The following is a 22,040-nucleotide window of genomic DNA, read 5'->3' on the forward strand; positions in this document are numbered from 1 at the left end:
TTATGACCGGTGCAAAAATGCTTCTCATGATGGGGTGTCCCGAGGTCCCAATTCAAACCAGTATTGCCCTGTACTTATCCCATAAGCTGACTAAATTAGGATTCGATGTAACCGTTGCCGGGACAACAGCTGCAAGCAAACTTTTGAAAGTGTCTGATTCCGACGGCTATTATGTAAAAAAGCTGGTAGATCTCGACAAAACTATAGTAGATGTCATTGAAAAAAGAACGGATTTCGATATGTGCTTCGCCTTTATGCATAACGATGCAGGAATGACTTATGCAACGACCATGAGCTCCATTTCTCAGGCCAGGATGTACTCCATAGTCTTTGGCAGGAATGCCGATGCTCTGGCTGAAACCATAGAGTTCGACTGTGAAAAGGTCGTCGCACAGGACGTTCACAATCCTGTTCGCCTTAAAAACAAGCTGGATAAGGTAATGGAGGAGATCGTCAAATGAGCTGTATTGAGCAAATGAAGTATACAATCCACCTGCAAAAGACGAGCTTCAAGGAGGCAAGGGAGTATATTGAGAAAAACTCTGACGAAGTTTACTATGTATCTCCCGGATACAAAATCTTCAAAGATTATTATATAATCGGAATACCGCCCATTGCGATGGGTGTAAAAGGCAATGCTCTGGTCTTCCCCTATACAAAGCCCTGCCATGGAAGCTTTGTCCTGAGCATAGACAATGAAGACAGCATAAAAGAGATTAATCGGCTCAGGGAGGCGGGCAAAGGAAAGGCAACAGCTTCAGTGAAGAAAGGCAACTCTCCTGAAATTTCCAAGGTATCTTTAACCAGCTATGAGGATATGTGGAAAAAACAAGATCTTGAAAACTGACCATAATAAAGATAACAGAAATAGATAACAGAAAAAGTTTTCAATATAGAGAAAGAAGAAGATTCGATATAGAAAGAAGGCAAGTTTAATAGGATCCGATCAAACTGATTTATTCTTTTAGCCATGTTTTTAGGTGTGGGCTGGGCTTTGTTTTTTCTTTTTTTTCAGACTTTCATAGTTTTGAAATCAATTAATGCTGCAGACATGGTATTGACAACGAGGATCTCAAATTAATTTGGGGAATGTCCCATTTAAATTAAGATCCTCCAGGATGCCAATATTTTTGAATAATTATAGAGAGGAAGCAGAATTCTCCCCTTCTCCATATGTTGGGTGCCAGCGCAAAAAGTGCCTCTGGATACGGTCAAAGATATTCATGACCCCTATAACAATCACTATCATGAGAATCATGCCTGCAATCACCTTGTCATAGTTTGCAAACTGATGATAGTACTCGATATACCAGCCAAGCCCTGATGTCGCCGCAATCATTTCAGCCACCGTCAGGGTGATAAATGAAAGTATCAATCCTATCATTGCACCGGAAAATATAGACGGCAGTGCAGCTGGCAGAAGAATTTTCCTTATCATCTGGTAGTCTGAAAGACCAAGTGTGCGGGCAGAATTGATGAGGTGGGGATCTATTGAGAACACTCCATTAACAGAACCGACAAGGATAGGCCAGAGTGCTGCTATGAAAATTAAGAAGATTGAAGATCCTCTGAAGGTTGGCAAAAGCACGATGGAATAAGGTAGATATACAGTCGCCGGGATAGGAGACACTGTTTTTGAAATAGGATAGACCACATCAAACAACCTTTTTTTCCAGCCGGCATAAAGCCCTATAGGAATTGCAAGGACAAGAGCAAGAAAATATCCTGAAAAAAGTATGCTCAAGGAACTGGCGATTCCCTCTGTCATCTGTTGGGTATCGGTCTGGAAGACCATGAAAACCTTCGCAGGACCGGGAAAGATGAAAGAATCGAGTAACGCGAGTTTTCCAAGAAGCAGTTCCCAGAGAAATAACCCCAGGGAAATGATTAGAAATATATCAGTAGTCGAAACAATTTTTTCATAGTTAAAATACAGCTTTGCTCCATATATAAGTGTAATTAGAAGAAGAAAGACAACAAATGCCCTGTTGTCACTTGCCGCCTGCTCAGGTGAATCTGGAAATCCCACCGTCATAATAACAGTAGCAAACAAAATGACAAAAACAGCCACTGACCTTAAGATATTGTTAGATATTATGTTGCCTATTCCAGTCATAGTGCCTAAGCTGAAGCTATTTTCTGACATTATACAAACCTCTTTAATTCATTTTCCTGCTTTTTGGTTTCTTCTACCGTCTCCCCATATAATATCGAAAGCAAGTGTGATTTTAGAGTAAGATAATTGGGATCAATACTGAGGTCCTTACGGAGCCTTGGCCGGGGGAACGGGACTTTGATTATTTCTTTTATACGCCCGGGAGAAGGTGTCATGATAGCAACTCTGTCTGAAAGCAAAAGTGCCTCGTCTATATCATGCGTGACGAAAAGGACTGTTTTACGCTGTTCTCCTTCGGACCAGAGGTGCAAAAGAAGGTCCTGCATATATATCCTGTTGAGGGAATCAAGAGCTCCGAAGGGTTCATCCATAAGGAAGACCTTTGGGTCCATAGAGAACATCCTGGCAATTGAAGCTCTCTGTTTCATCCCACCTGAAAGGGTGCCGGGATATGCATCCTTGAATTTTCCAAGCCCTACAAGCTCAAGAAACTTCTGTGCCGTTTTTTCTATTTCTTTTCGTTCCCCAGCATTTTTTGCATGTTCAATCGCAAAGCAGATATTTTCAAATGTAGTCATCCAGGGAAAGAGAGAGTAATCTTGAAATACGGTACCTCGGTCGGTTCCCGGTCCCTTTACACGGGCCCCATCTATGAAGACAGAACCTTCGGATGGTAAACGCAGTCCTGAGACCACATCAATAATCGTACTTTTTCCACAGCCTGAAGGGCCAATTAGAGAAGTGAACTCTCCATTTCCTATGCTCAGGTTAACATCAGAGAGGGCTTTATGGCCCTCGCCGTTATTTCCATAGGTAAGTGAGATATTCTTCAAATCAATTGTCGCCGTTTTTATCCCTCCATAAAAATTTAAAGTAGGAAGGGGAGGAAATCTTATGTGAACCTTTTTCCAGATATTGGTTTGATTTATAATTCATATGTCACACCATATATTGCCTCAGGTCGTAGATTAAGAGATAATCTTGACTGAAAGCTGTCGCTTTTGCATCTGAGTTTGCCTCTTACTTTTTGCTTATTTTATTCTCATAACCCGAGATTGTATACGATTCCAGCTCAGTGACCGGAGAAATTTCATGAATGTCCTGATGAATAATCTGTGAAATTTCAGGAAACTATTCTGGATGTGAAACAAGGGTTATGACTCTTCATTAACCGAAGATAATATGATATAGCACGAAAACAAGGGATTTATATACTCAGAATCAAGCCATTATTGACAGAAAAATCTCGATTTTGAGCTTTTTGCGGCAAAAGTAGCTTTATAGTAGGAAAAAACTGACGAAATGAGACAATTTTACCTGAATTAAATTGTTTATGTACAATTAGAGGTCATTTTTACTCAAAAATAGATTTATAAATCCCTTATCACTGTTATTAAGCCTCCAATGGTAGTTTTTGGTACTAGCTAAAAAATCATCAATGGAGGAATTATGGATAAAAAATATTTATTTGGGATATTTCTTGCTTTTATTGTGTTTGCAAGCGGTTGTGTAACTCTGCAGAACCATGGAGGCTCTTCGGACTCGGACGATTCACAAAATGTGAACACCTCAGCTCCTACAGAACAGAGTGTTAATGCCTCAACTTCCGGGCCCAAGACAGTAAGGCACGGATATCTGCCTTCAAACGGGGGCGCGCTTATCTTTATAGCAAAGGAAGAAGGTTTCTGGACTGACGAAGGCTTAAATGTGGAACTTTACCAGTTCGCAAAAGGCCCAGATGCCTATAATTCATTGTTTGCTGACAAAATCGATACAGTGGGAGCTGGCACGGGTGCTCCTGCTACTTTTATTGCAAAGGGAGCAGCTATTACGATAATCGGCGGCCTGATGAGCGAGGGTCAGCTTGTAGTGGCAAAGCCTGAGAATGCAAAAACTCTTGCAGATCTTAAGAACTGGAAAGGTAAAAAAATTGCGACAATTGCGATGTCCAGTGGAGACACTGTCTACCGGGCTGCATTGTCAAGGGCAGGTGTAGACTGGAAAAAGGATGTAACTTTTCAAGAATTAAGTTCACCTGCAGCAATACTTGAGGCAGTTGAAAGTGGAAAAACGGATGGCGGAATAGTGTGGATCCCATATGAAATACTCGCACAAAAACAGGGACTTGCTATAGCTTCATATTCATATCAATACTATGATAACCACCCATGCTGTCGGATTGTACTGAAGACCGGGACCTTGAATGAAGACAGAGATACTTATGTGAAGTTTGAAAAGGGTCTTATCAAAGCATATAAGTTTTTCAGCGAAAATCAAAATGAGTCAGTCGATGATATTCAGAAATATGTCAATGTCGACAAAGAAACAATCCGCCAGTCAACTTGGAATAACTATTTCTATGCATCCCCTGACCCCAATGAAAAAGGTGTGGTGGAGTATTATCAGCAAATGAAGGACAGCGGGTACATTGATACGGATGTCAAGGTGGAAGACCATATAGATAGTACGGTGTACAAGCAGGCACTTGATGAGTTGATCAAGGAAAATCCGGATGATCAGTTTTATCAGAATCTTCTACCGGAATATAAGAAAATGAATGAGTGATCGTAATAATCAGGTAAAGTCAAACAAAGCATTGTTTATAAGAGAAATCTAAATAGGTGAATCCATAGTCGTAATCTTGAGAAGTATTAATATTCTCAGATTACTGACACTGATTTTTCGTATCAAGCTTAAAATAATTATTGGTTTTGTTTTGATTTTTGATTATACTACCCGAGAATATTGCTGAGGAACTTATGGACAAAAAATATCTGCTTATCGGGTGTCTGTGTGCTATTTTTGTGCTTGCAGTCATCTTTTCAGTGCTACTAAAACCCGATAGCTTATCGGATTCGAAGAAATTACAGGACTCCTATACTCTGCCTTTTGATGATTGCTGCAGTGGTTTTGATAATACTTCCATGAACATTTCGGATAATACAAGTTATTCTACATATGATAGAAACTCTCAGGAATGTTACGAGCTCTCAAAAGGTGACTCGATGACCGGGATTGAGTTTTGACCTTTGAATAAATATTCACTGGTAATATCGAGACTCTTTTGTGTTCCAATTTATGAGCAAAGTTTAGCTTTCTAATAACTTTCTGAGAAAATTGGTACCGAGTTTAATAGTTTGCTTGAAGGTAGTATAGGCACTTTTTGCCGTAAAAAATGGGTTTTAATATTAACAATGAGTATTGTAAATTGGAAATTCACAATTGTGAATTAGTGCTTGTAGAGTGATAAAAGGCTATAGAATTGCAGACCAATTTCACTCTACAACCTGAACATTCGGAGATTGAAGAAAGATCAGAGAGGTGATATTTACCTTTGAAAAGAGGTTCAAATCTAGTGTTGAGTCAACAACAAAATGTCGTATAAAATCAATTGCAATTATTCGTAATTATTGAATCTTTGATGATTGACTCGACACTAAGTAGATGCACAACAAATTGTTAACTTGAAAGCTGTAAGGACAGTTTGGCAATTTAGAATATGCATTGGCTAGATACAAAAACCTCAATTGTAAAAATCAACACGCAACTGTTTGTATAACCCAGAATGCATTAATATAAAATTCCAGTACATATCGAACAGAATACTATAACTTATACAATCCCCATCCACAGAAATTCGTAAAAATATCAATTTCCAACATTATTTTATACTAACGAAAAAATCACACTACTCTTTAACAGAAAAATACCAGATAACTCTAACAGAAAAATACCAGACAACTCTAACAGAAAAATACCAGATAAATTGGAAAAGAAACTTAATTGCGAATTTTTGCAGGATGCGGGGTATAAATTGAAATTAAAGACTCAAAAATCAAAGAACTTGAAAAGAAATGCTGAGATGGCAGAAAGGCTACGCAGTGGATTGCAGATCCATTTATCCCGGTTCGAGTCCGGGTCTTAGCTTAGAGATTCTTCTGCAGAAATAAGAGATTGAATTGGCATTTAAATCCGAACCAAAATAGAAAGACTGCTATATGCCGGTTCTTTGCTTTTTTAAGGTTTTCTTAATAGCTGAGCAGTATATACACCTTGTATTTTTTCTCTTTTTAGTCCATTTTCGAAGCCCACGCTAAAAGTCTAAGCTTCAGTGCTCGAAATTTCCCTCCTGTTAATATATCCCTTTCCTAATGCGGTTTGGATCTTCTTCAATTTATTTTTGGGAAAAATGCGCAAAAATGAGTCAAAACAGCGCAAGTAGGAAAGCTTATGAGAACTCACTATTAAGTCTTTGCGCTTTTCCGGATTTTATATCCTGCATGCACGTCGGTAACACCGTTAACAATATAACTTTGTAAATTGAATTACCTATTAAAAAAGTACCTAAGTTAAACTAAAAAGGAAACTTCGTTTAAAGCATGGATATGGATGAGATGGCAGTAAATGCAGCAGAGAAACGATTTGATAATAGCAAGAATAAAAGCTTTGCTTTTGATGTACTGACACTTACAGGCGGGACAACCTTTGCTCAAATTATTACTATTCTATCAGTTCCTGTTTTAACCCGCTTATACCAGCCTGAAAATTTTGGGGTATGGGCTCTGTATAGTTCTATTGTCAGCGTTATCAGCGTTATAATATGCATGCGATATGAGCACTCCATAATGTTGCCTGAATTGGATGAGGATGCCGTAAACCTCCTAGGAGTAAGTTTTCTTGCAATAGGAGTTATGACTGTCTTAACCATGGGAGTAATGTGGTTCTTTAAAGAGCCTATAATAAGTATCTCGAATTCTCCTCAAATAGGAGATTACCTCTGGCTTGTACCCCCATTTGTTCTTGTAAACGGAATATTTTTTGCCTTGAATGGCTGGAATTCAAGGACTAGACTCTTCAGAAGATTGTCCTTTTCAAGAATCTCTAGTTCTATTTCGACTACTGCAACACAGATAATTATAGGATTAATTGAAAAAAAGAGCCCAACTGGCCTAATAACCGGCAGTCTTACTGGACAATCTGTCGCAACATTTATACTTGCAGGGCAGATTTGGAGAGATGATCGAAACCTGATCAGAAAAAGCCTTGACTGGAAGAAAATGTGTGAAGTACTTAAAAAGTATAGAAAATTTCCACTTGTAGATTCATTTTCCGCCCTTATGAATTCGATTTCCTGGCAACTTCCAGCTTTCCTTCTTGCAGCCTTTTTTTCTCCTTCAATCGTTGGTTTTTATTCCCTTGGATTTCGGCTTCTTCAGATGCCAATGAGTTTAATTGGCAATTCTATTTCTCAGGTATTTTTCCAGAGGGCATCAAGAGCCTCATCCAGGGGAACTCTCCCGGGACTTGTAGAAAACGTATTTAAAGTTCTTGTAATAATAGGTATGTTTCCGATATTAGTCCTGACAATTGTAGGAGGCGATGTTTTTACTGTGATTTTCGGAAAAGCCTGGGCAGAAGCAGGGGTTTATACCCAGATCCTTGGGTTTTGGGCCTTTGTCTGGTTTATCTCATCTCCACTAACCGGAATATATCTTGTAGTCGAAGAGTATGATTTTGGTTTCCGTTACAATTTTTTTAACCTGGCTACACGTTTTCTTTCACTTATTATAGGTGGTCTGCTCGGAAGTGCACGTACAGCACTTATTCTTTTTTCAATATCAGGAATTGTGGTATACGGTTACCTTTGCCTGAAGATGATGTCTTATTCCGGAGTAGAGATTTCAAGAGCCCTAAAAATCGTGTTCTCAAATTTTATTCTTTTTGTCCCTGCAGGAATTATCCTTATTGCCCTGAAAATAAGAGAAACAAACCCTATTCTGCTTGTTGCCTTTTCCGGCGTGATTATCGGTATATATTACCTGTATATTTTGAAAACCGATACAAATGTGAAAAAAATACTGAAAGAACTTCGAACCTGATGAGCTGGCTCAAAACAATCAAAGTTGCGCTGGCTGTATCCCCGTGCTAAAGTAACGGGGTTTTAGCCCTCCAGATACTATAGTTGGATTTTTATCAACTTTGACCAAGATCTAATTTACATACTTTCATAAGTGTGCTTTTATACCCTCAAAACCTTTGCATGAGCCTTTTTTCCCCAGTATAAAGGGAAAATAATTGTTGATAACATAGATAACAGGCGCTAAGATGGTCAGGCTCATGAAAGTTAATCCCAGCGCATACCCAGCATTGTAATGGATATATTCAGCCTCAACACCTAAAATGATAATTACAAGCTTTGTCAGTACATCTTTCAAAGGAAAATGAAGTGCGAGTACTATCAGACTATTTCTTCCATAATATTCAATCACCTTTGAGTTCCCCACTCTCTTGGACAGGTAGACAAAGGTAAATATTCCTGTGAAAGCAAACAGGTAAAACGAAAAGAAGTCTTCATATTTCAAAACGTTCATGTTAACTTTGTCATCTGTTGGAAACTTCAGAAGGTATCCCAGATATAGCAAGCTCAAAAAAACAGCAATAATAGGTAGATATTTCTCGACTCTGGAAAACTTCTCTATAAATTCTGAATCTAATTTCAAGCTGAAACTTGCTTTTGATTCTGGTTCTGTAAGTCTTCTGAATAGGTTTCCAGCTCCATAAAAGACTATTGCAGCCAGCGCTACATCTACATTCCAGGGTATCCTGAAAGGCACATAAACCGAATAAAGGTATCCGATTACTCCGGCTAGAATAAGCCAGAGTACAAGTTTTTTTGGCTCTCCATAGTAATTCTTTGCCAGTCCATAAAAAAGAAGTTCAGTTACGAAAAGACAGGTTAAGAACCATAGGGGTGGATTATAAGAAATAGCAGGACCGAATGCAACAAGAATGTGAGAAATTCCATGAATTATGTTGTTTTCAAAAAACTCAATACTTGGGATTCCTGGTGTGTACAGTTCATCCAGCAAAAAATAAAAAATACAGGTTATTACTGCAAAACAGAAATAAGGCACAATAAGTGACTTGAATCTTCCTTTCACAAAATATGAAGCTGATTCTGTGTATTTACTAAAGTCAAATAGAAATCCTGAAATAAAAAAGAAGAGCGGCATATGGAATGAAAATATGTAAGTGTCAAGTGCTATCGGTAGACTATAGTGTGCAAGCACCACAAGTATAATTCCAATTCCTTTTAAAGTGTCAATCCAATAAAGTCTCATATTAATCTACAAAGTTAACAGCGTTAAATAATAAAAAGTTTAGCCCAAATTTTTAATAATGTGGTCTTTGAGGAAAGCTAACTCCTACGTATGATATTTTTTGATTTTAAATATCAGGGCATTTAAATAAAAAGAGAGCGAATGTGCAACTGAGCTTTAGAAAGCTTACAATTTTTGAAGGAGACTGAAATAATAATGCTCCAGGCATTCCATATATAATAAATTTATATAAACAAAAAATGGCTTTGTAAAAATCAAAAATTGTTCAATTATTATAAAAAAGATATTAAATGAAGTGTTTCTTCCGCTTTCCACTACAAAAACGTAGGAGCACATAAACAACTCAGGTTAGTATATCTAAACAAAGAAACCTTAAGTATCGAGTGGTACTGACTGCCTGGATGTAGAGATACTCTTGCTTTCTGCTTTATAAAGCCCACCGATAATCAGGATACTTCCGAGAAGCGTATACACTGTAAAAGATTCTCCAAGTAATATAGCCCCAAGAAAAACCCCTGAAAGTGGAGTAATATAAATTGTCATGGCCGCTGTTGAAGCCGATAATTTATCCAGGCTGAGATTATACACCAAAAAGGCGATCATGGAACAGCATATTGTCAGGAATCCCAGAGATACCCAGGTAATCGGTGTAAATTCAAGTAGGGAAGTATGCGGAGACATCAGGTAGAAAGGCATGAACTCTAGAGATGCAAACAGAAAAACATAGCTCAATACTGTAAGAGCGGAATATTTTTCGCTTATTTTCTTATCCATGACAGTATATAATGCCCAAAAAAAAGCCGATGTCAGAGCAATAATATCACCTTTAAATTGCGCTGACAGCTCAAATCTGCCATTTGTAGTTATTAATGCAAGTCCTATAAATGCAATGACAGCTCCTATCACTTTATCCTTTGAAGGCTTTTCTCCCAGAATCACAAGAGATAGTAACTTACCGCAAAAGTTGATAAGCTGGAGATTATAGTAAAATTGGTAACTGTTGTATGTTCCAGCGACCACGCTTGAAAGAAAAGTGCTGCTGAGATACCTATCGTAGCAAGGAATGCCATATATGGTATATCCTTTAAATCAATTGAAAGCCCTTTTTTACCCTTCAATAATAAAGTTGCTGCGATTATCATTGGCGTTGACAGGAAGAACCTGAGCGTAACAATATCCAGAGTATCAAGCTGGGCATATGCTTCCTTAACAGCAACACCGGAGGCTCCCCAGAATACATTAATAATTATCAGGCTGGCAATGAGCCATGAAAGGCTCTTGCCTTTTAAAAAAATCATCTGTTTTTCAAAAATAGGCTCCTCGTCATTTCCTATGGATAAGATGATTTTCAATTCAAGACCGCATTGGTTTTTATGAGAATATTATGAGGATATCCACACAAAACCACGAAGAGCCTATAAATATCGAGCTCATCCCAAAACTCAACATCAATTCCCATAATCCAGATTCAAAAATAATCAGTAGATTTCTCGATAACGAAAATAATTTTGAAACTTTACGGATTAGGGGATAAAATTGGTTTTGGGATGAGCTCATCAAGAAATGATTCGATGGTCACAAGAGAAAGAGCCATCATTTGAAACTACTTATACCAAGCGTTCTGAATTCTTTATTTATAGGTCGCATCGGGCTCGTATAGTATTTACGCGATCTCTATGATTACAAATTCATTCCCGCAGATCGACAACTTTTTCTTATATAATTCATTAAATTCATCTCTTCTCTTTAACTCTCAGTTAGTATGTAACCACACAGTTTAAGTTACTTTATCAAAAAGTATACAATTGAGTACACCGATTTGATAAACATTAATCGAATTTTCAAGTTTATATTATAAGCGTTTTGTAAAGACATAGAAAAACCTCTAAGCGATGGCCTAGAATCGAAATTAACTAAACGGACATGAATCGCTGCATAGCCATATGCTGTCTCAGCAGTGTTTTGTCCAAATTGTGAATTTAACACTTGAGCGAACATCGCAGATTATGAGCTCATGATCCGCTGGTATCAGTGGATTCACAATAGTGAACTTATGATATATAATAACATTTATTAATATTTAAACATCATTTTTTGGGCAAAATGCGCCTGAAAAATCTTCACTGTTCATCAGGTAAAAAATCACTTTGCCAGCAGTGAATAATAGAAAAATAATATATGAAAATAGAAAATAATAAAAAAGCCACGCAAGAAAAAAGTAACAGATAAATTCATGTTAATATTGAGCTTGTTTCAAAACTACCTTCCATCCTTCTGAATCAATACTTTGGAGTAGAGAATCAAAAGCAATAGGACTAAATGAAATACCTATTTGTGGTCAAAAACATGAATTGTCGGGATTTTGAAACCAGCTCATTAATAGAAAGCGGAAAGATAAAGCGGATACTATAGTAAACACCCTCTGGCCCGAAATGCTTTTCTTTGTCTAGAAAACAGTACAAGAGAGCAAATAACACTGTACGAGTCAGAAGAATTAGAGTGTTTCTCAGAGCTTAAACGTTTTTGCTCCTTTCATAGCATTGGAAACCATAGTCTCGATATCCATTTTTCTTTCCTCAAGTACGATAAGGTCGTATTTTGCCCCTATTTCAGGACGCTCGGGGACAGCAGTACAGCTACCTGCTGATCTATTGGAGATATCGTAGGTCCCAATCTTGCGGGTAATATCCATGATTTCAGTTTTGTCTAACGCAATCAAAGGGTGATAAATCGGGATAGCAAGCTGATAGATTTCAGCATACATATTTGCAGCAGTCTGGGAAGCTACCTGTCCCAGGGAAGAACCGGTGATAATTCCGTTTGCACCTTCTTTTATCATAACCTCATAGGCTTCCCTGTACATCATGCGTTTGCAGAGAAGACAGGTATTTTTTCGGTTGCAAATGTCTATAAAAGCCTTGAGATTGGGACCGTGAGGAATTTCATAAGTCGTAAACTGATGTCCTGGAGCCCATTTTTGGAGCTGCCGGATGCAGTCAAAAGCACGCTCTCTTGCCGCGTCTTCTGCATAAGGAGAGTTACTGCAATAAACAGGTGTAATCATTACGCCACGCTTCATCATAAGCCATGCTGCAACAGGAGAGTCAAGCCCGCCAGACATTAAAACTACCATACTACCCTGCGTGCCGAGAGGAAGACCCCCTACTCCTTTAAATGTTTTTAGATAGACGTAAGCCAGGTTCTGCCTCATTTCAACAAAAATTTCCTTATCAGGAGAACTCAGGTTAACTCTGGGATGTTTTCCTTCTTTTTCCAGTTCATTCCAAACAGCATCCCCACAGTTTTTCCCTATGTCTGCCGAAGAAAAAGTATGGTTTCCACTTCTTCGGGCTCTGATAGCAAAAGACTCTCCTTCTAAAACAAGATCCCTGGCGAGGGCAGCACATACACTGGCTGCACTCTCAAGAGTAGGCTCTGCTGTCAATGCAGGAGACGTTGAGACAATCCCAAAAACATCAGATGCGGCTTCGGCTGCACATGGATCCGCACTCTCGATAAAGATCCTGCCCCATTCCCGCCGGATCTGAGAATAGGGAATGTTTCTTGAGTCAAGCATTGCGGCAATGTTCCTCATAAGGATTTTCTCGTACCAATTTCGGACTCCGGTACTTTTAAGAGCGAGTTCACCATACCGGACTATAACTACTTCTGTCTTAATTCCATACTCGGAACAAGAGAATTCTGAATCCGAAAAATCCAGTTTTCTTGTATCATTATCTGGAGTGTGTTTATTTTCCTGATGAGTACGAATGCGAGATTCAATTTTTTCTTTAACCATGAAAATTACCAGCCGTTAAATAAATAGCCCAAAAATCCAGAATTTCAAAATATAAAACAATTATTCAGTTGTGGTAACTGATATCACGCTGATCCAGGAATTTCTAACATAAGTCTCTAATGAAGTTTTCCAGTAATTTTTGAACTGCTTTTGTAACCTGTTTTCTGTAACATTATTGACTGACATGAGATCAGCATTGACTGACGTGAGATCAGCACTGTAATTCCAGAGTAAGTTCATATCTCCATACTGCAGAGTAAGTTCATAACTCTACAACTGATTACAGAGGTTCCAGCATCTTTGTAGGTACGAACTTCTGCTCCAGGATACGGTTCTTAAGCATTGTACAGAGCCTTTCTGCCCGTGCCCTGTCTGACTGCCTCAGAGATATAGGGACAGTTCCTTCAGCCAGTTCTATAGACCCCAGTCTTGCAAGGAATACTCCTTCAGAACACTGGAGCGTACAGGTTCCGCAGTTGATGCAGAGATCTCTGTTGATAGCGCAATCATTTGAAATCGCTTCTGTGGGACAGGTGCGCATTGCGGCACAGTCTGGATGGTGCAGACACCTATCTTTTTCGGCGCGAATAACTTTATCAGTGCCTCCCCATACATTCCCGTAATTCACTTTTGCATGTGCAGTGCGCCCGTTTACGTCTGCTACTGGTAGCGGGACATTCTGGTCCAGAATTTTTAATCCTGAAAGAATCTCTTCATCAAGGACAGGGATAGGGACTGCGAGTGAGGTCAGGCATTCAGGGCCGTGTGCTGTTTTCATCCCTCCCATCATGGTCGGGTCCATATCTTTTATGTCTGCATATGCTGAGACGTTTGGCTTATCAGGACTGGCCCTGGTCCCTTTTCCCATGATATAACCTGGTGCACCATTTAAGAGAACTCTTGTACCCACGCCTATTGACCTGTGAGAAGGATCATTCTGCAGAGGATTTATTTCACCGCATCCTGAGACCGTTGTTTCCGTAAATGGACCTGTCAGGCCTGTCACAGAGAAGATAGTGTTAATCGTTGGAGAAGCGGGATTTATCAGTGCATTGTAATTTTTAAACGCGAGCCTTGTGGTAATGATCCTGGCAAATTCGATCTCATCAAGCGTAACCTGGTTTTCATATTGTTTTCCGTGTGCTTCTACCGTCACGTCAATAGTTTTCCCTTTTACAAGGTCCCGGAAAAGATGACCTCCGCCGTATTGGTCATTTGCATGTGCTGTCCCGTTTATCACAAGGTCTACAACCCCGAGCCTTTCGTTCGGACAGGGGCCTGGTTGAGCAGGCACACCATTTAGCCAGATTGCATCCGCTCTCTCGAAACTGTTTTTTTCAGCTACCGGCACCATCATAACTGCCATAGTTCCTGACATCACGCCAAACGTTCCTGTTGTTACTACATCCACGTCATCAACAGTCACCTCTTTCCCATCACGAACCATCGACTTGAGCTCGGCAGCTGTAAGGATTATAGCTTCTTTGTTTGCAATCTTCTGATTTATTTCTTCAATCGTTTTCATAGTCTTCCAACCTTTTCTATAGTCTCAACATTTTCAATAGTCTTCATAATATCCTGATGTCCTCAAGCCTAACGTGAAGTCCAGAAGGTTTTTGAAAACACATATTCACAAGAGCCGTATGTGCAAGTCCTATCATGCAGTTGCCAGGCAGAAAATATTGACGGGTTCCGAACACAGGAGGTCTCTTTATAGTACTGGCAATTCCTTCAAAAGCGTGCACATGGTATGCCTGAATATCATGGGCATCTTCTTTTCTGGCAACCATGGGACCTACGGTATGGCATTCAATTACGCCTGTGACCGGATTTGCGCTCAGAACTCTTAAAGCATGATATACCGGACATCCTGGACCTGCCGGACGGCCAGTTACGAGGTCTCCTTTTTTGATATCCCATTTTTCTACAAGGTCTGCCCTGAAGGGCACTATAAACTTCCGGGCTGACGGTTCATCCGGAAATGGAAGGAGAACAAAGTCGTATTCTTTTCCAGCCACATCCACACCGGAGTAAGTGTTTCTTGCCTGAATAGCGAGGTTTTTCAGGCTTACGATTTTTTCCGGACGCACTGTCTTTTCTACGGTGTTTTCTATACTATAGAATGGACACATATCCAGCTCTGTTAATCCCGCTTCAAGTCTGGAAACAAAGTCCGAACAGGTCTGAGAACCGCAAGCTCCGCAGTTTTTCCCCGGAGGATTCCAGTTATTCATCATCAGTCGCCTCTGTATAAGGGTTCTGGCATATCCAGTGGCCTGATGACTCCAAAGTGGTTTTTCCATCCGATTTCTTTTTTCCCTATACATACAGTACATACACCAAGCGGAGGAGCACCTCTTAGCTTGATCTGATCAGGTCCTATATCCGGGTGATCGGCAATCCGCCTCATAAGGTATCGTAAACCGGTTCCCTGAACTGCGTTTGTCTCTACAATGTCAATTTCCGGGACAACTTTTCGGATACTTTCTCTGAAAACTTCCTTTTCTGCCTGAGACACAAGATCAGTCTTGGTAACGACTGCTACATCTGCAAGCGCAAGCAAAGGAGCCATTTTGAGAGGGGAGTTTGTTCCTGAGATCGCACTGACGACTGCAATTCCAAGTGAGTACGTTGTGTAAGGAGTACACCTGAGACAGAGGCCTGCGCTTTCAATTATCAGGATGTTTCTGGACAGACTTTCAGCCCAGCGTAATGCATCTTCAAGCACCAGAATTCCCATATGGTCAGGACACACGTCTCCGGAATAGATCTTTTTGACAGGAATCTCGAACTCTTCTGCAAGCTCCTGGTCTTCTGTCGCATGTACAACGTCAATCTTCAGGAAGGCAGGAAGCGACCCCTCCGGGAGATTCTTTATAACCTGGCGAATGACAGCGGTTTTTCCTCCGCTTGGAGGACCGGCGACGATTAAAAGTTTCATTTTGACTCACACCCTGTTAAACTGGAGGCTTTGTTTGGCTGGGGTCATAAAAACCTTTGAAGAAACGGACGAAAAATCAGCTCCCTGTCTGAGTTTTTCTCTTATTTGATGGAGCTTGTCTTCGATTAAAGCAAGATCTGCAATAAGAGGCTGCTCCTCTCCTGTGGATTCGATTACAGACGCAACTCCGCCATGTTTCATCACTATACGCCTATCTGCCGTAAGAGCAAGATAAGGATCGTGTGTTACAAGGATTACTGCCTTGTTTCCCCCCTGGAGAGACTGGATGACGCGGTCTTTAAAAATACCTGCGTTTTCAATCTCATCAAGCAAAAGTATAGGTGTATCGCCGATTACAAGGGCATCTGCGATCATTAGAGAGCGAGTCTGTCCTCCGGATAACCCGCTCATCCTGCTTTTCAGGCTAATCGATTCACCTGTAAATGTATTTGCAAGCTTTATTGTTTCTTCAAGCAAGTCTTCTCTGCCTGGTTTCCGTGCTCTGATGTGCATTAACAGAAATTCTTCGACTGAAAGATCTGCCAGGCAACGCGTGTTCTGGGTTATCAGGGCGATGGGTTTGAAGGCTGGCTCTCGTACGAAGGATTCAGGAGGCTCCTGGCCATTGATAAGGATTCGCCTGCCTGTAATACTATCTCCTTGCGCAAGAGTTTCAATATCATTGATTAAAGCTGACTTTCCTGAGCCAGTTGGGCCTACAATTGCAAGAGTATCCCCTGGCCTTATTTCCAGGGTTTCAAATCCTTCCTTTTCTCCAAATCGGTTTTTCCCAGATTGAACCATAAGAGTGAATTGCTTCGTCATATACACAATTGTGAAGATTTGTGCTTTATAACTCTTTCCGCAAAATAGCTAAGATTATCCTTAAAAGCTAAGAACTAATTAAATTATATCCTCTATAGGAAATAGTATCAAAAATAGTGGAAAGAATAGATTAATTCAAACCTGCAATTTTCCCTCTATAAAAATCTCAGGAAATTATTGCAAGATTTATATGAAAAACAGTAATCTGCTCCTCAAAATTGTGCTGAATTGATTCTATGTGCTCAAATATCTTTATTAGGTGTCAGGTCACAGCCAGTACATAGAAGACACATTGTTCGCGATTTATCGACACAGAGCGACTCACGGTCAAGCATATCTTTCAGCATACCTCCCAGTTTTAAAAGCCGTGCAGTGTCTGGCCTTGTGATCTTCACATTTTTTCTTAGTGGGCTGGGAGAAATAGGTCTTAGAATTGGAATTATGCATCGGCTTGTAAGGAGCTTGATGCCCTTTTGGACAGTTTCGTCACTTTCCCCAAGGCCAATTATAAAATTCGAAGAAACCCTATTTTTTCCGAAAACATTCACTGCACTGTCGAGAGCATCAAGAACATTGTAGAGCGAGAGGTCAGGACAGAAGCGCCTGAAAAGCTCAGGGTCCATAGTTTCAACATTGTATTTTATCTCACATGCGCCTGCAGAATAAAGTTCTTCTGACGAACCTGTCGTGGGATAGACCGAGACACCTACTGGAAGATCGTACTCACGCGTAAGTTGCTTTATGATACTTGCCGCCCTCTGGATTTCTGTCTTTGGCGAAACAGCTACACCGCTGGTAAGGGAAATTGCCTTCAGTTCGCCTGTTGCATAAGCTTCCTCAACCATCTTCAGAACCTTTGTACTATCCTTAATTCCGCCCTGGATTTTCGGTACCGGACAAAACTGGCAATCATACACACATTTTTCAGATAACGTAATGTATGCCTGTTCTGGACAGTGACAAAGCGGACGTTCAAGTGCTCCCCTGGCAACTACATCATTGCCTTTAACAATTACCACATGCTCATCTTCCGGTACTAAACGCAAAGGAGATGCATCATTAATTGTAAGCCTCACCCTTCGGTTTCCAGACTTCAAAAAGATTGAAGTGCCACCTGCTCCGGGTCCGGCTGTAGCCTTGCTCTCAAGCTTGTCAGGAAAAAGAGAATCATCTACCTGAACACTTCCTATGCTTAACAGAGCTGCCTTAATATTTGTATTCAGTTCGTTGTCCATAATTATGCACTTCAGAAAGCAAAATGCTCAGTGAATTTGCTCAGTACAGTTACCGTATACTAATAGTAGTGTTTACAATCGTAAGCTAAATTGATTAACAATTGTGAATACAATCGTAAGCTAAATTGATTAACAATTGTGAATACAATAGTAAGCTAAATTGATTAACAATTGTGAACTGTGCAATATTAACAATTGTGAATAAAAAGCTTATGATCGATTCCAATTAATTATAAAATGTGAATATTAAAATAGAAAGGTCTATTTTATTTCGGTTCGGTTTCAATATCTGTCTAGGAAGTTCCCTTGCAAATATAATAACAATATCTGTCTTGGAAGTTCTCTTACAAATATAATAACAATATCTGTCTTGGAAGTTCCCTTGCAAACATAATAAACCAAACTTCAAAATTAAAATTTCAAATCCTCTTTTCCGCAAAGTTCCTTAAAAGGCATATTTTGCCTCAAAGAGCAGGTTTAAATATTAGGAATAAGTATGATGATTTGCTCATTCACAATTGTGAATGCCGGTGCCAGGGTGGCGGAAAGGCTACGCAATGGACTGCAGATCCATTTATCCCGGTTCGATTCCAGGCTCTGGCTTAAAAGTGTTCTCATAAACTCTATCAGAAAACTTTTAGTAAGAAAGTTTAGGATTTTTACTCCGGGAGATTTAAACAAAAGTACACTAATAGTAAAATCAGGTACTCCCAACCTTATTTAGTATGTTGATATTTAAGCAACCGAAATCTGATACTAGCAACTTAAATCTGGTACTATTGATTTTTCGTATTTCAACTGTGTAAGTTTGAATCTACTATGAGAAAAACGAACTTTTATTCAACGGGATTCAAAATGACTGAAATTGAAGTTAGAGAATTGGTACCATCCGAATACAGAGAATGGGATTTGCTTGTGCAAGAAACTCAACCGGGTACACTTTTTCATACAAGTGACTGGCTGGAAACTTACAGAAATGTTCTTTCAAAGGACCTTAGATTCTACGGTTGTTTCAGAAACGATGATGAGCTTGTAGGTGGATGCCCTCTATTTGTCAGGAACTTCAAAGGAATCCTCAAGATGGCATCTTCGACCAGTAATATGATTGACTACTGCGGACCTCTTATCAAAGAAAGTTCCAGCACCAGAGCAAATAAAAAAGCGCAGGAAACTCACGAAATCTTTGATGCACTCAGGAAGTTTCTGTGCAGACAGGGTTTTGATAGTATTCACCTGAGATTCTCTCCGGGAATTGAGGATATCAGACCGTTTACCTGGAATGGCTGGGACTCAAAGGTCCATTACACCCATCACCTGAATCTGAAGGAGAATGTTGATAATAAGATCTCAAGGACAATAAGGAAGGACCTCAAGTCTGTATTAAAGGCAGGGCTTGAGACAAAGATATGGAATGACCTTGAAACTTATTATAGTCTGCTTTCCAAAACATATGAGAGGCAGAATCTCAAACCACCACTACCCAAAAGGTTTTTCGAAAAGGTTTTTGACCTTATTCAAAAAAAAGATATCGGTTACATGCTTATATCCGAAACTCCAGAAGGAGAAGCCGTTGCAGCGCATTTGACTCTTTACGGAAAAGAAAGTACGATTGGCTGGTCTTCTGCCCGGAATCCGGCTTTTAACCTGAGAGGATCAAATGCTCTCCTTTACTATAATGAGTTCCTCGACTTGCAGTCCAGAAATTTCGAATACATGAATGTCATGGCAGGAAATGTTCCAAGGTTTGCGGATTATATTATGGGTTTTTCTCCTAAACTCGTTCCTTACTACAGTGTAACCTTAGAGAACAAGAAATATTCAATTCTCAAGGCCTTATATAAAGTAGCGACTTAATATAAAAATTGGGGTTATTACAACGGGAGCGCAGAGGGTCACGAATACCCCATTCTTTAGATTGGGGATGAAGTGAACCCTCGCCTCTTCGTATTTCTCTTTGAATATCTAAACCATAGCTTCCTTTTATAGATACATCAAATCTGATAGGAAACCGAGGGTCAAAATTTCAATCACTTATGTTAAGGAAACCTTGTTAAAGGATACTTAATCATCTGTCTCCAAGTAACCGGGCGGGCGGCCCGAAGCATACCCCATCCTTTAGGGTGGGGTGGCCGCCCGCAATTTGATTTTTTGAGTTGTTGTTGAAAATCAGAAAATCCAGAAGATCCCAAAAAATAATCATACACGAAAAAATCAAAAACCAGGAACACTTTGCGGAGATTATAATTAATGTTTTTCTCCTTTCTTCAGGTGTATCACTAATGCATATAACTGTATACAATTAATAAAAACAAATTTTGTTTAAAATATAAACAGATAAAATTTATATTTTTACTTTTAAACAAGAAAGATGGGGATGAAAAAATGAAGGTCGCTATCGTTTCAACTGATGGTAAAGTTATCAACCAGCATTTTGGAAAAGCATCCAGGTTTTTTATATTTGAGATTGATGATTGTGGTAAAATACAATTCTTAGAAGTTAGAGAGACTATGCCTTTATGTGGCTCAGCGGATGAAGGGCATGCCGATGATGTTTTAATCAGAACAATTTCTTTGATATCTGACTGTGAAGCTTTGCTTTGCTCCAGAATTGGCAGCAGGCCGCGAGAAGAATTAAGGAAAAAAGGAATTAAACCAGTTGAAGCTCCCTACTTTATTGACGAAGCTTTAAAAAGTATATCTGAAGCTGAATAATCAGGGTTAAACAGATCCAAGTCACCTTATTTCCGAATTATGATTCACTAATGTTTGGCAAATATAATGACTTTCCATATCTGAAAAATTACAGATACCAAAACATTATAAACTTATTTTTGAGCCACAGTAATTCCTTTTTAATCTCTTGAACCTGCAAGAGTAATCTGGAGAATAATCTGGAAAATAATCTGGAAGATAATCTGGAAAATAATCTGGAAAATAATCTGGAAAATAATCTGGAAAATAATCTGGAAAATAATCTGGAAAATAATCTGGAAAATAATCTGGAAAATAATCTGGAAAATAATCTGGAAAATAATCTGGAAAATAATCTGGAAAATAATCTGAAAAATAATCTGGAGAATAATCTGGAGAATAATCTGGAGAATAATCTGGAGAATAATCTGGAGAATGATCTCTATTCTTGTTGAAATCGGAGAGGTTGCACAACTGCTTTTTTCTATCAAACAGGCAATTTACATCCTCAATCTGCGGATATTGATAATTTGCAGGCACTTTTTGCCTTAAAAACGAAATTTAAATATTAATAATGAATAGGATGTTTTGTCAGTTCACGAGTGTGATGACAATCGAAAAAAGAGCTGAAAAGATAGGTAAAATGGAAAAAAACAGAACAGATAGACTAATTTGAAGAAGGTAAAAGCATGAATTCAATAAGGTTAAAGTATGAAAGGAGAGATCGTTGACGGAACAGGAAATTCTGCCCTCGATCTAAATGAAAATATTGCTGAAGAAGTATGGCGAGAGTTTGAAGATGAGCTTACGGTTGAAATATTCTGGGAAGCTCTTGATCTAACTGGGTTCCACATTCTCCTGCATATGGTATATCATATACTTCTTGCAGTAGAGTATGTATCTCCTGAAGTTATAACCAGCCCTCTTGATGTGATTGAACAGAAGATTTCTCAAAATGAGAACGATCTCCTTGAAGAAGGAAAATCCAGAGTGTGGCGGATATTCAATAGATATCACATTTCAGGCACAGGGATAAAAATGCGCGGACAGCTAAGAGCAGAAAATAGAAAAGATCCAGGGTTATATGGGAACTTTGTCACAGAGTCCAATAATACATTAACTCACCCTGTGTTTCCAAATATAACCGAAACATTAACTTCCTCATACTGTTGTTGATTGAGATTATAAAATCCCTAACCTCCTATTTTCTTTTTTGTTTGAAAATTTGCTGCAACAAAATATTTTCGAAAAAAACCCTCATTTTAACTAATCAACCATTAAAAATAAACAGCATTTCGAATCACGATTTCTG

Annotated in this window: 20 protein-coding genes and 1 tRNA gene; 9 read left to right on the forward strand and 12 right to left on the reverse strand. The window is 39.2% G+C overall.

All coding sequences use genetic code 11. The features are described 5' to 3' along the window. Nucleotides 1–17: 17 nt before the first annotated feature. A complete protein-coding gene (locus MSKOL_RS07160) occupies nucleotides 18–461 on the forward strand; it encodes a DUF1890 domain-containing protein (protein WP_231592527.1) in 444 nt (147 codons plus the stop codon). Further along, complete coding sequence (locus MSKOL_RS07165) at nucleotides 458–847, forward strand: DUF1894 domain-containing protein (protein WP_048154760.1); 390 nt, start codon at nucleotides 458–460, stop codon at nucleotides 845–847. Before MSKOL_RS07160 ends, MSKOL_RS07165 begins: the two co-directional genes overlap by 4 nt. A 291-nt stretch (nucleotides 848–1,138) precedes the next feature. On the opposite strand, the gene MSKOL_RS07170 is transcribed toward MSKOL_RS07165, so the two are convergent. Together MSKOL_RS07170 and MSKOL_RS07175 are read right to left on the reverse strand one after the other, a co-directional pair. Beyond that, nucleotides 1,139–2,146, reverse strand: a complete 1,008-nt coding sequence (locus MSKOL_RS07170) for an ABC transporter permease (RefSeq protein WP_197078851.1) — start codon at nucleotides 2,144–2,146, stop codon at nucleotides 1,139–1,141. Next, nucleotides 2,146–2,949, reverse strand: a complete 804-nt coding sequence (locus MSKOL_RS07175; protein WP_197078852.1) for an ABC transporter ATP-binding protein — start codon at nucleotides 2,947–2,949, stop codon at nucleotides 2,146–2,148. Before MSKOL_RS07175 ends, MSKOL_RS07170 begins: the two co-directional genes overlap by 1 nt. 616 nt (nucleotides 2,950–3,565) lie before the next feature. On the opposite strand from MSKOL_RS07175, the gene MSKOL_RS07180 reads away from it, so the two are divergent. The 3 genes from MSKOL_RS07180 to MSKOL_RS07190 all read left to right on the forward strand — a co-directional run bounded on the left by MSKOL_RS07180 (nucleotide 3,566) and on the right by MSKOL_RS07190 (nucleotide 7,995). Then, nucleotides 3,566–4,681 (forward strand): ABC transporter substrate-binding protein, encoded by a 1,116-nt coding sequence (locus MSKOL_RS07180; RefSeq protein WP_052725374.1) that lies wholly within the window; start codon nucleotides 3,566–3,568, stop codon nucleotides 4,679–4,681. Between the two features lie 194 nt (nucleotides 4,682–4,875). Then, nucleotides 4,876–5,142: a hypothetical protein gene (locus MSKOL_RS07185; RefSeq protein WP_048154765.1), complete on the forward strand. Its 267-nt coding sequence runs from the start codon at nucleotides 4,876–4,878 to the stop codon at nucleotides 5,140–5,142. 1,359 nt (nucleotides 5,143–6,501) lie between these two features. Further along, a complete protein-coding gene (locus MSKOL_RS07190) occupies nucleotides 6,502–7,995 on the forward strand; it encodes a lipopolysaccharide biosynthesis protein (RefSeq protein ID WP_048158215.1) in 1,494 nt (497 codons plus the stop codon). A 126-nt stretch (nucleotides 7,996–8,121) separates the two neighbouring features. On the opposite strand, the gene MSKOL_RS07195 is transcribed toward MSKOL_RS07190, so the two are convergent. The 9 genes from MSKOL_RS07195 to MSKOL_RS07235 all read right to left on the reverse strand — a co-directional run bounded on the left by MSKOL_RS07195 (nucleotide 8,122) and on the right by MSKOL_RS07235 (nucleotide 18,037). Then, nucleotides 8,122–9,237, reverse strand: coding sequence for an acyltransferase family protein (locus MSKOL_RS07195; protein WP_048154768.1), 1,116 nt, complete (start codon nucleotides 9,235–9,237; stop codon nucleotides 8,122–8,124). A gap of 372 nt (nucleotides 9,238–9,609) precedes the next feature. Next, the gene (locus MSKOL_RS07200) at nucleotides 9,610–10,176 is read right to left on the reverse strand and encodes a DMT family transporter (RefSeq protein WP_048154771.1); all 567 of its coding nucleotides are present in this window, start codon (nucleotides 10,174–10,176) and stop codon (nucleotides 9,610–9,612) included. Further along, nucleotides 10,173–10,589, reverse strand: coding sequence for a DMT family transporter (locus tag MSKOL_RS07205; RefSeq protein WP_048154774.1), 417 nt, complete (start codon nucleotides 10,587–10,589; stop codon nucleotides 10,173–10,175). The genes MSKOL_RS07200 and MSKOL_RS07205 overlap by 4 nt, the downstream gene beginning before the upstream one ends. A gap of 1,154 nt (nucleotides 10,590–11,743) precedes the next feature. Continuing rightward, nucleotides 11,744–13,036 carry a tRNA uracil 4-sulfurtransferase ThiI gene (gene thiI / locus MSKOL_RS07210; RefSeq protein ID WP_082091061.1) on the reverse strand — a complete coding sequence of 431 codons (1,293 nt, stop codon included), beginning with the start codon at nucleotides 13,034–13,036 and terminating at the stop codon, nucleotides 11,744–11,746. A gap of 280 nt (nucleotides 13,037–13,316) precedes the next feature. Continuing rightward, nucleotides 13,317–14,561 (reverse strand): methanogenesis marker 16 metalloprotein, encoded by a 1,245-nt coding sequence (locus MSKOL_RS07215; protein WP_048154776.1) that lies wholly within the window; start codon nucleotides 14,559–14,561, stop codon nucleotides 13,317–13,319. A 43-nt stretch (nucleotides 14,562–14,604) separates the two neighbouring features. After that, nucleotides 14,605–15,273, reverse strand: a complete 669-nt coding sequence (locus tag MSKOL_RS07220; RefSeq protein ID WP_197078853.1) for a (Fe-S)-binding protein — start codon at nucleotides 15,271–15,273, stop codon at nucleotides 14,605–14,607. Next, the gene (locus MSKOL_RS07225) at nucleotides 15,273–15,977 is read right to left on the reverse strand and encodes a GTP-binding protein (protein ID WP_048154779.1); all 705 of its coding nucleotides are present in this window, start codon (nucleotides 15,975–15,977) and stop codon (nucleotides 15,273–15,275) included. The genes MSKOL_RS07220 and MSKOL_RS07225 overlap by 1 nt, the downstream gene beginning before the upstream one ends. 6 nt (nucleotides 15,978–15,983) lie before the next feature. Then, nucleotides 15,984–16,802, reverse strand: coding sequence for an ATP-binding cassette domain-containing protein (locus MSKOL_RS07230; RefSeq protein WP_048119850.1), 819 nt, complete (start codon nucleotides 16,800–16,802; stop codon nucleotides 15,984–15,986). Nucleotides 16,803–17,044: 242 nt separating this feature from the next. Further along, entirely contained in the window at nucleotides 17,045–18,037 is a 993-nt protein-coding gene (locus MSKOL_RS07235; protein WP_048154781.1) for a radical SAM protein, read from the reverse strand. A gap of 532 nt (nucleotides 18,038–18,569) precedes the next feature. Between MSKOL_RS07235 and MSKOL_RS07240 the strand changes: the two genes are divergently transcribed. The 3 genes from MSKOL_RS07240 (at nucleotide 18,570) to MSKOL_RS07250 (ending at nucleotide 20,749) form a co-directional block, all read left to right on the forward strand. Continuing rightward, nucleotides 18,570–18,640, forward strand: a tRNA-Cys gene (locus MSKOL_RS07240). Nucleotides 18,641–18,892: 252 nt separating this feature from the next. Then, nucleotides 18,893–19,891, forward strand: coding sequence for a GNAT family N-acetyltransferase (locus tag MSKOL_RS07245; RefSeq protein ID WP_048154784.1), 999 nt, complete (start codon nucleotides 18,893–18,895; stop codon nucleotides 19,889–19,891). A 528-nt stretch (nucleotides 19,892–20,419) separates the two neighbouring features. Further along, a complete protein-coding gene (locus tag MSKOL_RS07250) occupies nucleotides 20,420–20,749 on the forward strand; it encodes a NifB/NifX family molybdenum-iron cluster-binding protein (protein ID WP_048154788.1) in 330 nt (109 codons plus the stop codon). 105 nt (nucleotides 20,750–20,854) lie between these two features. On the opposite strand, the gene MSKOL_RS07255 is transcribed toward MSKOL_RS07250, so the two are convergent. After that, nucleotides 20,855–21,268: a hypothetical protein gene (locus MSKOL_RS07255; RefSeq protein ID WP_156150990.1), complete on the reverse strand. Its 414-nt coding sequence runs from the start codon at nucleotides 21,266–21,268 to the stop codon at nucleotides 20,855–20,857. Between the two features lie 171 nt (nucleotides 21,269–21,439). On the opposite strand from MSKOL_RS07255, the gene MSKOL_RS07260 reads away from it, so the two are divergent. Continuing rightward, nucleotides 21,440–21,904, forward strand: a complete 465-nt coding sequence (locus tag MSKOL_RS07260) for a hypothetical protein (protein ID WP_048154794.1) — start codon at nucleotides 21,440–21,442, stop codon at nucleotides 21,902–21,904. The last annotated feature ends 136 nt before the right edge of the window (nucleotides 21,905–22,040 follow it).

This window comes from Methanosarcina sp. Kolksee (assembly GCF_000969945.1).
Lineage (GTDB): Archaea > Halobacteriota > Methanosarcinia > Methanosarcinales > Methanosarcinaceae > Methanosarcina > Methanosarcina vacuolata.